Source organism: Desulforhopalus glucosivorans (genome assembly GCF_054397165.1).
This window is the reverse complement of the sequence record NZ_AP044854.1, coordinates 1,548,314-1,560,962: the sequence shown is the minus strand read 5'-3', so window position 1 is coordinate 1,560,962 and position 12,649 is coordinate 1,548,314. Positions and strand designations below refer to the sequence as shown.

The following is a 12,649-nucleotide window of genomic DNA, read 5'->3' as shown; positions in this document are numbered from 1 at the left end:
CCACAATGAAAATTATACGAAACTTTGAACACAAGGTTGTGCATCATGAAAATGTCTGGATCACCATGTCCGACGGAGTAAAGTTAGCAGCCAGCCTTTGGCTCCCTGAATCCTCAGTTCTTGAACCGGTTCCTGCGATACTTGAATATATTCCCTACCGCAAACGTGATTCAATGCGTAGTCGCGACACCGAAATTTATACCTACTTTGCCGGGCACGGTTATGCTGGTGTACGCGTCGATATACGAGGAAGCGGTGACTCCGAAGGAATACTAGAGGATGAATATCTTCAATCGGAGTTAGATGATGGTATTTCAATCCTGCAATGGCTTGAAGAACAGAGCTGGTGTAATGGCAAAGTTGGTATTATGGGTATTTCATGGGGAGGATTTAATGGCTTACAATTAGCGGCTCGACGCCCCCCTCAGCTTAAAGCCATAATCACCGCATCTTCAACAGACGATCGTTTTGCCGACGACGTTCATCAGATGGGTGGCTGCCTGCTCGGAGATAATCTCTCCTGGGCATCTACAATGTTTAGTTATAATTCGTGTCCACCCGATCCTGAAATTACTGGAGACAAGTGGAGGGACCTCTGGTTTGACCGATTAAAGGGGAGCGGCCTCTGGCTTGAGAAATGGCTCAGACACCAGCGAAGGGATAGTTACTGGAAACACGGTTCTATTTGTGAAGATTTCAACGCCATTCAATGTCCTGTTATGGCAGTTAGTGGTTGGGCTGACGGCTATTCAAATGCCGTTTTTCGCCTACTTGCTGGCCTCAGTGTCCCTCGCAAAGGGTTGATAGGACCATGGGGACATAAATACCCCCACCTTGGTAAACCAGGACCTGCAATAGGTTTTCTGCAAGAGGCCGTTCGCTGGTGGGATACATGGCTTAAAGATATAGATACAGGCGTAATGGACGAACCCATGCTTCGCGTATGGATGCAGGATAGTGTTCCCCCTACAACACGTTACGATAACCGCCCAGGCAGGTGGGTTGCTGAAAGTTCCTGGCCATCCACAAAAATCAAACAAAAAGAATATCTGCTTGGCGCGAGTCGTGTGCTCGTTAATGCAGGTGAGAAAACAGGTACTGAGTGTTGTAAACTTCAGTCCCCCTTGGGAACTGGACTTTTTGCAGGCAAGTGGTGCTCATACACATCTGCTCCTGATATGCCATACGATCAACGTTTAGAAGATGGCGGAGCAAGAATTTACGACACCATACCATTTGAAAAACCTTTGGAAATCTTTGGCGCACCAGAAGTAGAACTGGATATTGAGACAAATAAACCTGTGGCGATGCTTGCTGTACGACTTTCTGACATTGGTCCGGACAACAAGGCAACGCGGTTTACCTATGGGCTGCTCAATCTTACCCACCGTGACAGCCATGAGCATCCAGAGCCACTGGTTTCTGGTAAACGGTATCTGGTGCGTATAAAGCTTAACTATGCTGCCCAGGTAATACCCGCAGGAAATCGTCTGCGAGTTGCTATCTCAACATCATACTGGCCAATGGCCTGGACAGCACCAGAATCAGCGGCTGTTATGCTACACACTGGGAAAAGTCGACTATTACTGCCTACACGTGAGCCACAAGCTGAAGATAAACGGTTACGAAAATTTAAATCTGCTGAAGCGGCACCACCAATTCGACCAAAAATAATCCGACCAGATTATTACAATTGGCAGGTTATCCGAGATTTAGCCGCGGATATTTCAAAGCTTGAAGTTGTCAACGACTCAGGCTGCCAGTATTTCAAAGAAATCGATTTAACCATCTGTAGGAAAGCCCAGGAATGGTATACCTCCCAAGGTGATGATTTCAACTCGGTTAAAGGAGAAACTCTATGGGAGCGGGAGTTTAAAAGGGGATCATGGTCGGTACGGACCATTACTCGAACTGTCCTGACTTCTTCTGCCACCAGTTTTTTTCTACAGGCGGAACTCGATGCCTATGAAGGCGACAAGCGAGTCTATTCACAGAACTGGGATTATACAATCCCGAGGGATATGGTGTAATTAAACCCTCATTCAGAGCTCCAATACCACGGTAGTACCATGTGTAATACTACTCTGGTTTAAGTGCCTTAATCCTGAAAGCCTGTTGTTAAATAACAGGTAGAGTAGACTCCGAATAACTCAGAAATTGCCTTTGAAGTCTAAAGGTTAAACCTACAGGCAGATAGTGAACATAGTGGGGTGTTCGAGGTACTTATCCTGTTTACAGGGGTTAGCTTAGTAGCGCTTCTCATTATCGTAATAGTCATTGATACAATCGAAACACCATTTCTCGCCCTTGTACTCCTCTGGTGCTTCCAGTAGAGAATACTTTCTCACAAGCTCGTCACACTTTGGGCAAAATTCCTTATCAGCACTACTTCTAAATCCTGCTGGTCTGCGCTCAGCGAAGGCAGCTAGCATGTGCCGTATAATTTGTCTGCCTAAGCCCATTGTGAAATGATTTATACAAGTTAGGAATAAATTTCTGATTGTTTTGTGATCAGCTACCATACAAAAATATCAGATTCAAACAACCAAGAGCAAAACCAAGCAATGCACCAAACAGATTAATATATTTAAACTGCTCTTCCATTATGGAAAGGAGTAACCCTTCCAGTTTAAGCAGATCAAGTGAGTTGATTTTCTCTATTACTATCTTTCTAATATTTAGTGAATGAACGAGGCCTGGAACCTCGGAAGCCAAAACCTCAGAGGCGATACGCTGAAAGGATTTTGAGACACCTTCTCTTACTCCACCTGGTATGTAATTAGCGAGTCTTCCCATTCTTTTATGCAACAAGCCATTGGCAAGGGAATCTATCATAGCATCTATGGTTGTTTTGGTATTCTCTGATTGTAAAATCACTCGAATTTCCTGAATCAACCACTTCTGTGCTCCTTCAGCACTTTCACTGCCTAGGAGTTTATTAAGAACAACTCTTGTAGGAAGATCTCCTGAGTCTATATGATCTTCAACATTTGACTTAATCATAGAGGTAAGCACCGTGGAAACTTCTTGCCCCCGTATTAGAAGTAATATCTGCTGGCTAAGCTGATTACAAAAATCCTGAACCACGTCTTCATCTTCAGCTTTTACCCAATTGACTATGGGTTTATTTATAAAGTCCTGACTTCTTTCACGTAAAATGACAACAACACGCTCCTGTACCTCCTCGGACTGTAACCAGGCAACAATGTCATCGTTTTTCTCAACAAGATACTCACGTATTTTTTCCTCAACAGTTTCCATGCGCATAAAGCCACGCACCATATCAGCCATTGAGCCAAGGGATTCGATAAATTTATCGACACCTGCGCAGGCCCCTGCAACCACCCTGTCTCTGACAGAAGGTTCACTCACTATGGTTGCAATTTTTTTCAAAAATGAAGGGATCTGTTTTTCTATTGTATCCAGCAGTAATGTTTGAACAGAGTCAGGAACCACTTCTGAAAGTGATTTCTCTTGTTGCAGAACTGCATACACCTTCTGGTGTACAAAATCTTCCACCCACTGTTCCATGGGTTCACTGGCAAACATTCGTTCTATGTTTTCTTCGATAAAACCGTAGGCCGTTTCTCTTTTATCCCCCGGCAATACAAGACCAATCTCTTTATCTAGAAAGATATCTAAGCGCTCACCAACAGCCTCACCAATTATCGTTTCAAATTGGTCCGAATCAATAAACTTACGAAGCTGCCCTTTAAGTTGATAGGTTATGGCCCTCGACCCCATATCGATGTATGCTGAAAACTTCTCAGGCACTATTTCAGTTATACATCCCAGGTCCTTTTCTAGAATGCCTTTTACCCGTCCGTCAATGACATTATAAAGATGGCCCTGAAAAGCCTCCTGCTGCAGACCTTTTCCAATTTCTTCACTCGTGAGGAGGTGATCGCCAACTACCTCGCCCATATTCTGAGCGAGTTCATGCCGTTTTGATGGAATCACCCCAGGGGTCATTGGAAGACGGAGACCTCCAATTTTCCAAGGTTTAAGAGGTCTGAACAACATCTTAATAGCAACGCGATTGGTAAGATAACCAATAAAAGCACCCACAACAGGAGGTGCTATATATTTAGTATATGGAAGCAGTTCAACGGGTAAATATGCCATGATCTAATAATTCTAGAGGATGATTAAGTAGTAAATCCGGTTTATTTTCGATTAGTTCTTGCCTGGGACGAAAGCCCCAACTTACTCCTGCGGTTTTCATACCAGCATTTTTGCCAGTCTGAATATCTACACCTGAATCTCCCACAAAGAGCATAGTATCAGTATTCATTCCAAAATTCTTTGCAATCTCTAATGCAACTCCCGGTTCGGGTTTTTTATCGAACCCATCACGTTGCCCATAAACCATTGCAAACATATCTTCAGGGAAAAATTCTTCCACAAAAAGCTGCGTAAACTGATGGGGTTTATTGGAAAGAACTGCAAGCGGTATAGCCCATTTTTGCAGGCCGGCTAACATAGCATTAATACCGTCGTAAGGGCAACATTTATCCTTCCACGTCCTACTATAATATTCTTTAAAGGCTCTACAACAATCATCGATGCACTCTGAAGAAGTATTAGCCGGGGCGGCCCTCTCAATGAGTATTCTCATACCGTTGCCAATGAACTGTTTGCACGTTTCAATTGAATGTTGCGGAAAATTAAACTCTTTCATCACAAAGTTGGTCGTATCAGTGAGGCCACCTATAGTATCAAGAAGAGTTCCGTCAAGGTCAAATATTATTGATGATATCTTCATTTGTTTTACATTCCTTTATTATAACAGTACTTTAACTATTGCATTCATGCAAATTACACGTCAAATAGTAACGTTGTTTCACCACCTACCACTAAAAAACCAAATTTTTACTTTCATTTTTAAAATTATTTTATATTATCAGAGTACTTTGTAACTTACATTAACTCATAAAATTTCACCGAGGTGTACTTATGTGGTTTGTCAGGTTTTTAGGATCTTCCATTGGCAAGAAACTTATTATGGCAACCACAGGGTTGCTGTTAGTTCTGTTTCTCATGACCCATGTCGCTGGAAACGCGACAATTTTCATGAGCAGTGAAGTTTTTCAAAGCTATGCTGATGAGCTGCATAGCCATCCTCTTATTGTCCTCGTTTTTAGTCTTTGTCTTCTTGTTGTTTTCCTCGTACATATTGCAGTCGGACTCTACCTGTTCTACGAAAACCGCAAAGTCAGCAACTCTCGTTACCAGGTTACAACTCGAGTTGTGGAAAATTCCTTTGCCTCTGAGACCATGCCATACACAGGTATTTTCATTTTTCTGTTCCTTCTTGTTCATATTGCAGGGTTTACCTTTTCCCCAAAAGATGTGGAAATATCCGTTACAGTAAAAGAATTACTGGGTAATTTCTTCTACTCACTTTTTTATATAGTTGCATTTGTTGCACTTACCATCCACTTAAGCCACGGCTTTTGGAGTATGCTGCAAACGTTTGGAATCAATCACCCTCGATACAATACGTTAATTTCCAGGTTGACCCTAGGAATTCCGCTGTTTTTTCTGTTAATTTTTGCAGGTATTGCCTTTTATTTTATGACTGGGCTCGGCGCTAATTATTAGTTGACCACCGACACTGTAAACGACGACTTCGACAGATAAAATATTATATAGAAACTAATTAAGGTTTTTAATATGGAACTAAATGCACGCGTACCAGAGGGCCCTCTGGAAAAGAAATGGGATAATCACAAATTCTCCAATAAGCTCGTTAACCCTGCTAACAGACGTAAGTATTCAGCAATTGTGGTAGGCACAGGCCTTGCCGGAGCCTCTGCTGCAGCCACCCTCTCCGAACAAGGTTACAAGGTCAAGGCCTTCTGTATCCAGGATAGCCCACGGCGAGCTCACTCCATTGCAGCCCAAGGTGGAATTAATGCCGCTAAAAATTATCAGAATGATGGGGATTCAGTCTTTCGACTTTTTTATGATACCATCAAAGGTGGCGATTTTAGAGCGAGAGAGGCAAATGTATATCGTCTGGCACAGGTCAGCACCGAAATCATCGACCAATGTGTGGCCCAGGGAGTACCATTTGCACGTGAGTATGGTGGTACTCTTGCTAATAGATCTTTTGGTGGTGCTCAGGTTTCAAGAACATTTTACGCCCGTGGACAAACCGGACAGCAATTGCTACTGGGAGCGTATGGTGCATTATCCAGGCAAATCCACGCTGGCGGAGTTGAGATGTTTAACCGCCGGGAGATGATGGATGTTGTTGTCGTTGATGGAAAAGCCCGGGGAATTACGACCCGGAATATTATGAGCGGCGAAATAGAAAGCCATGTTGCAGATGTAGTAATTCTTGCAACTGGAGGTTACGGCAATGTCTATTTCCTCTCAACCAACGCAATGGCATCAAATGTCACAGCCGCATGGCGGGTGCATAAAAAAGGTGCCGGTTTTGCCAATCCATCCTTTGTACAGATCCACCCTACCTGTATTCCTGTGCATGGCGATTATCAGTCAAAACTTACTCTTATGAGTGAGAGTCTTAGAAATGATGGCCGGGTCTGGGTACCTAAGAAGGTTGGAGATAAAAGGCCTCCTGCAGAGATACCTGAAGATGAAAGAGATTATTATCTGGAAAATAAATATCCTAGTTTTGGTAACCTTGTACCCAGGGATGTAGCATCACGTAATGCTAAAGAGCAGTGTGATCTTGGTAAAGGGGTTGGTAGTACCAACCTTGCTGTCTATCTGGATTTTGCCGATGCAATTAAGCGCGACGGTGAAGAGACTATTTATAAAAAATACGGCAACCTTTTTCAGATGTATGAAAAGATCACAGACAGTGATCCCATGAAAGAGCCAATGATGATCTATCCTGCTGTCCATTACACAATGGGCGGACTTTGGGTTGATTATGATCTTATGACAAACATACCTGGCCTTTTTGCCATTGGTGAATGTAACTTCTCTGATCATGGAGCCAACCGTCTTGGTGCAAGCGCACTGATGCAAGGTCTTGCAGATGGATATTTTGTAATAGCCACATCCATTGCACACTATTTGGGATCAAACAAGCTTGAGACGGTGAGCGGACACGAACAGGACTTTATTGATTCTAAACGTTCGGTGGAAGACAGAATCGCAAAGCTTCTAAAAAACAGTGCAGGTGGACCTGCCGGCAAGTTTACAGTTGACGAGATCCACAAGGAACTCGGGAAGCTGATGTGGGATAATTGTGGAATGGCCCGCAACAAGGCTGACCTTGAAAAGGCCCTTGAGGAGCTTCCTGCGATTAAACAAAAATTTTGGGACTATGTATACATACCTGGCGATGCTAAAGAGATTAATCAATCCCTTGAAAGAGCTGGACGCTTAGCTGATTTTCTCGAATTTGCGGAAATTATGATTCGAGACGCGCTCACCCGTGAAGAGTCATGTGGATGTCATCTCCGTGAAGAAAGCCAAACAGAAGAAAATGAAGCCAAGCGGGATGATGCAAACTACTCCCACGTATCTGTCTGGGAATATCTAGGTGAAGACAAAGAGCCAAACCTTCACACTGAACCGCTTGCTTTTGAGAACGTCACTCCTTCTCAGCGTAGCTATAAATAAAATGACCACTCTGCGTTATGAGTTGAGCATAGAGAATTTAAATTGAACTCTTAAGGTATATACAACATGAGCAGCATTAACCTGACGTTAAAAATCTGGCGACAAGAAAACAGTGACGCACTTGGAAAACTTGAGGACTACACTCTTGACGGTGTCAACACCGACATGTCATTTCTTGAAATGCTTGACGTGCTAAATGAAAAACTGACCGTAGAAGGTAAAGATCCCGTTGCTTTTGACCATGATTGCCGTGAGGGTATTTGTGGAATGTGCGGAGCAGTAATTGATGGAGTAGCCCATGGACCTGAAAAGGAAGTCACCCTCTGTCAGCTTCATATGAGACATTTTGAGGATGGTGATACCATAGTAATTGAACCCTTCAGATCACGTGCGTATCCAGTGAAAAAGGATCTGCTCGTGGACCGTTCTGCCCTTGATCGTATAATCCAATCGGGAGGATATGTTTCAGTTAATACTGGGGGCACGGTTGACGGAAACAGTATCCCCATCTCTTCACACGATGCAGAGCTCGCAATGGATGCAGCCGCCTGTATCGGTTGCGGAGCTTGTGTTGCCAGTTGTCCAAATGGTGCAGCCATGCTCTTTACCAGTGCGAAGATATCTCAGCTTGCCCTCCTTCCCCAGGGCCAGATAGAGAGAAAACAAAGAGCACTTGCAATGGTTGAGCAGATGGACATAGAAGGTTTTGGTAACTGTACAAATGCAAAAGAATGTGAGGCTGTCTGCCCTAAGGGTATCTCCATTCGAAATATCGCTCGTCTCAACAAAGAGTATCTGATGGCAGCCTTAACCGAAGGCTAAGGTCTTAAAGTCACAACTTCCGTAATTTTTAACCTGTACCCTGCCTTTGTTTGCAGGGTACAGGTTTTTTTGTTATATCAGTCTTTGCTTAGTAAGCTTTAATTATTGTTTCTCGCCAGCCAATCAGATTTTTTTACTACTGCTAACTCATTTCGCAGCAACCCTTTCACCCTTTTTTAAAATGTCCAATGCTCTCTTATGATGTTGTTATAGTTGGTGCCGGACCCGCAGGACTCGCATGTGCACGTATCACAGCCGCCCAGGGCCTTAAAACCCTTGTTCTTGAGCAAAAACCATCCATTGGCCCCAAGATCTGTGCAGGTGGAATTACCTGGAATGGCCTTGTCACAAAACTTAAAGACATTTCTGAAAAAAGCTTTAAAACTCAGTATATCTACAGCAAAAAACAGACATTCACTGTTTCTGAAAACAATCCAATTATAGCTACAGTCAATAGGACGACCCTGGGTACTTTGATGCTTAACAATGCTGAGTCGTCAGGTGCCGCTGTACGCCCCAGTTGTCAGGTAACATCAATTTCCGATTCAGCCCTCACATTTTTAGACAAAAAGGCTGGGCTGTCAGAGACAGTCACCTTTAAGATTCTCGTTGGTGCTGATGGCTCGTCTTCTACCGTTCGAAAACACCTCAAACTACCGGTTCAAGACTTTGGTGTAGGAATCAATTATATGGTTGATGGGGATTTTTCAAAAATGGAGTGGCACCTTAACAGCAGTTTATTTGGCAGTGGATATTCCTGGATATTCCCTCACAAAACCCAGGCCTCCATTGGAGCCTATGCAGACTCAAAATCGATATCAGCTATCGACCTTAAAGCCTCTCTACATAGGTGGGCGGATGAACGTAAACTAATCCTAACCGAAAGTAAGTTAACAGCAGAGCGGATAAATTACGATTACAGGGGCTATCAATACGGGAAGACCTTTCTTGTTGGGGATGCAGCAGGCCTTGCATCAGCCCTTACCGGAGAAGGTATTTACCCTGCAATTATTTCAGGGGAAGCAGTCGGAAGGGAGATCTGTAACAAGACGCCCCAAAGCGCAAAACGGGAAATGAAAAGACTCCTCAAAAATCATTCTATCCATAGACGAATGGCAAAAATTGTAAGAACCCACCCGGCAATTTCCACTTGTCTTTCAGAAGTTATCTGTTATGCATTAAAAAAGAACATCATCGATTTTCGTGCTGCTGAAATGGCACATTAATTCTATATGAAGGCACCAATGCAACCAGTTACCCCCAAAAGAAAAAACTTAATCCTTAACGTGATATTTGCCACACTATGTGTCGGTATACTCGTCTTTTTACTACGGGCGCCAGAAGAAACCACATCCTTTCTTCCACACGATGACATCCATGCTCCATTCTTTCTCATCAAAAGTAAAAAACAGGCAGAAACAACCTGTCTCGATTGCCACGGCCCTGAAGGGGATGCCCCGTTACAAGAGGGACATCCACCAAAGTTCAGGTGTTTATTCTGCCATAAAAGATAATTTTTAAGCCAGTGAGTTTGTCACAATTTCAAGCACATCCTGAGACAAATCCTTTTGTTTCAGGATAAAATTCAACTCTTTTTCCATTAGACCTTTAAGTTTTGGCTCGTAACGCTTCCAATTAATCATTGGAGATAACAGTCTGGCTGCAATCTGGGGATTAATTTTATTCAAAGCTATAATCTGAGCTGATAAAAACCTGTACCCTTCACCATTTTCATTATGAAAGGCTGCATGGTTTCCACTACAAAAGGTTCCAACAAGTGAGCGAACCTTATTAGGATTTTTAATTGAGAATGCTGGGTGCTCCATTAGTGATCGAACCTCAGCAAGTACATCAGGCGTTTCAGACAGGGCCTGTATAGCAAACCACTTATCTAAAACCAACGCGTCCTCCTTCCACTTATCATAGAAGTCCTGTAATACCTCTGTCCGCCCCTCATTATCACCATTTACAAGCAAGGCAATCGCTGCAATAGCATCGGTCATATTCGTAGCATTATCGTATTGAGACCTGCAAAGAGCCAAAACGTCACCAGAAGAAGGCTGTGGAGCCATAAGATAGGAAAGGCACAGGTTTCTTAAACTTCTCCGCCCTTTTGCCTCTGGTGCTATACTATAATCTCCCCTACTTTGATTTTCGTTGTAAAGCGTTGTCAATTGCCCGTGACACTTTTCAGCAATACTTCGCTTTACAAAGGTTCTTGCATCATGGAGATGTTTTGGATAAATCACCTCCATTTCTTGAGCTAGAGTCGTCTCTGTTGGGAGTTGAAGAGCCAGAGCAGTGAGATCTTTATCATCCATTACAGATGATAGAGTTTGTTCAATCGCATCAAGGTAAAAATTATCAATCTTTGGTGGCTCCCCATTTTTCAACTGCTCCACCACTCTTAGAATAATCTTAGAAGAAAGCTGGGTCGCACTATCCCACCTGTTAAACAGATTAGAGTCATTTGCCATCAGAAAGGAAAGCTCTTCGTCAGATTGAAAAGGTTTTACACGCACAGGTGCAGAGAAATCCCTTAAAAACGAAAGTACTGGTTTTTCCGTTATATCTTTAAATACGAAATGTTGCTCCGCGTCTTTTAGCTCCAGGATCTGCTCAACTATAAGTTCATTTCCTCCGCTTCCAAGTAGCCCGATTTTAACGGGAATATGAAATGGTAATTTAACATCTTGTCTTGGGGTCGGCTCACAAGACTGCTTAAGAGTTACTGTGAATTCTAAGGATTCTTTATCCCAATGAGTTGTCACCTGTAACAGTGGCGTACCTGCCTGGGAATACCAGTGCCGGAACTGCTCTAAATCAACACCAGAAGCACTTTCCATGGCCAGTACAAAATCATCGCAGGTAACAGCCTGGCCGTCATGTCTTTCAAAGTAAAGATCCATCCCTTTTCTAAAGGCGTCTTTACCAATCAGTGTGTGCATCATCCTGATGACCTCAGCACCCTTATTGTAGACAGTTGCTGTGTAAAAATTATTTATTTCCACAAAGCTATCAGGTCGAACCGGATGTGCCATAGGGCCACCATCTTCACGGAACTGAACGTTTCTAAGGATACGAACATCATCTATTCGTTGAACTGCCCTTGAGTTCATGTCAGAAGAAAACTCCTGATCACGAAAGACAGTTAAACCCTCCTTTAAACTCAGCTGAAACCAATCCCTGCATGTCACACGGTTTCCTGTCCAGTTATGGAAATACTCATGCCCAATAACCCCTTCAATTCCCAAATAATCCTGATCGGTTGCACTCTCGGGAGTGGACATTACATATTTTGAATTAAATACATTGAGCCCCTTATTCTCCATGGCCCCCATATTAAAATCGTCCACAGCCACAATCATGAATATATCTAAATCATATTCAAGACCAAACACATCTTCATCCCATTTCATGGACTTTTTAAGGGACTCCATCGCGTGGGCACATTTATCTGCGTTCTTTTCTTCTACAAATATTTTAAGCTCAACCTCTCTGCCTGAACATGTCTTAAAGCGATCATCGAGGCTTACGAGTTGTCCTGCAACCAGTGCAAACAGATAACTGGGTTTATCAAATGGATCCTGCCACACAGCAAAGTGCCTGCCATCCGCAGTCTCTCCACTATCAATTAGATTACCATTAGACAACATCACCGGGCACTGCACCTTGTCAGCCTCAATTCGCGTTGTAAACTGTGTCAAGACATCGGGTCGATCTGGATAGTACGTAATCTTACGAAAACCTTCCGCCTCACACTGGGTACAATAATTTCCACTGGATCGATACAGACCTTCAAGGGAGCTGTTCTTCTCAGGATAAATTTCTGTTTCAATTTCCAGGGTAAACGATTGCCCAGGCGATTGTATTGTGAGCCCCTTGTCATCCTTTGAATATGCCCCATCACCCAACTCTTTCCCATCTACTAATATAGATAGCAATACTAACTCTTCACCATATAGGTAGAGATCCTTATCATCACCAGTTCCACCTCCAACTGCCCGATAAACAGTTGTGGCTTTCACAATTGTCCTATCATCGTAGAGTTGAAAATCAAGTTCTAAGGAATCTACATTAAAGGGAAACGGAGTATAGTCTTTCCGAAATATAGCTACAGGCTGATCAATTTTCATATCTATTCACATTTATCCAGACGAAGTTGAATAAGAGAAGCGGGTTGACAGCACCAATCATTCCCTTATAATTACAGTTCAAATTT

Annotated in this window: 9 protein-coding genes; 6 read left to right on the top strand and 3 right to left on the bottom strand. The window is 43.1% G+C overall.

Going from position 1 to position 12,649, the window contains the following annotated elements; all coding sequences use genetic code 11:
- Nucleotides 1-5: 5 nt before the first annotated feature.
- Nucleotides 6-2,030, top strand: coding sequence for a CocE/NonD family hydrolase (locus ACX6CI_RS06675; RefSeq protein ID WP_458777387.1), 2,025 nt, complete (start codon nucleotides 6-8; stop codon nucleotides 2,028-2,030).
- Nucleotides 2,031-2,511: 481 nt separating this feature from the next.
- On the opposite strand, the gene ACX6CI_RS06670 is transcribed toward ACX6CI_RS06675, so the two are convergent.
- Both ACX6CI_RS06670 and ACX6CI_RS06665 read right to left on the bottom strand, forming a co-directional pair.
- On the bottom strand, nucleotides 2,512-4,125 hold the full coding sequence (locus ACX6CI_RS06670; RefSeq protein ID WP_458777386.1) for a DUF445 family protein: 1,614 nt from the start codon (nucleotides 4,123-4,125) through the stop codon (nucleotides 2,512-2,514).
- Complete coding sequence (locus tag ACX6CI_RS06665) at nucleotides 4,106-4,765, bottom strand: HAD family hydrolase (RefSeq protein ID WP_458777385.1); 660 nt, start codon at nucleotides 4,763-4,765, stop codon at nucleotides 4,106-4,108. Before ACX6CI_RS06665 ends, ACX6CI_RS06670 begins: the two co-directional genes overlap by 20 nt.
- Before the next feature lie 191 nt (nucleotides 4,766-4,956).
- Here ACX6CI_RS06665 and ACX6CI_RS06660 point away from each other — a divergent pair, with 191 nt between their 5' ends.
- From ACX6CI_RS06660 to ACX6CI_RS06640, 5 genes are all read left to right on the top strand, one after another.
- Nucleotides 4,957-5,604 (top strand): succinate dehydrogenase cytochrome b subunit, encoded by a 648-nt coding sequence (locus ACX6CI_RS06660; RefSeq protein ID WP_458777384.1) that lies wholly within the window; start codon nucleotides 4,957-4,959, stop codon nucleotides 5,602-5,604.
- A 72-nt stretch (nucleotides 5,605-5,676) separates the two neighbouring features.
- Nucleotides 5,677-7,605, top strand: coding sequence for a fumarate reductase/succinate dehydrogenase flavoprotein subunit (locus ACX6CI_RS06655; RefSeq protein WP_458777383.1), 1,929 nt, complete (start codon nucleotides 5,677-5,679; stop codon nucleotides 7,603-7,605).
- A gap of 66 nt (nucleotides 7,606-7,671) precedes the next feature.
- Nucleotides 7,672-8,427, top strand: a complete 756-nt coding sequence (locus ACX6CI_RS06650; RefSeq protein WP_458777382.1) for a succinate dehydrogenase/fumarate reductase iron-sulfur subunit — start codon at nucleotides 7,672-7,674, stop codon at nucleotides 8,425-8,427.
- 188 nt (nucleotides 8,428-8,615) lie between these two features.
- On the top strand, nucleotides 8,616-9,653 hold the full coding sequence (locus ACX6CI_RS06645; protein WP_458777381.1) for an NAD(P)/FAD-dependent oxidoreductase: 1,038 nt from the start codon (nucleotides 8,616-8,618) through the stop codon (nucleotides 9,651-9,653).
- An 18-nt stretch (nucleotides 9,654-9,671) separates the two neighbouring features.
- Complete coding sequence (locus ACX6CI_RS06640; protein ID WP_458777380.1) at nucleotides 9,672-9,941, top strand: hypothetical protein; 270 nt, start codon at nucleotides 9,672-9,674, stop codon at nucleotides 9,939-9,941.
- A gap of 3 nt (nucleotides 9,942-9,944) precedes the next feature.
- Here ACX6CI_RS06640 and pepN read toward each other — a convergent pair whose 3' ends face one another.
- Nucleotides 9,945-12,563 (bottom strand): aminopeptidase N, encoded by a 2,619-nt coding sequence (gene pepN, locus ACX6CI_RS06635; protein WP_458777379.1) that lies wholly within the window; start codon nucleotides 12,561-12,563, stop codon nucleotides 9,945-9,947.
- Nucleotides 12,564-12,649: the final 86 nt, after the last annotated feature.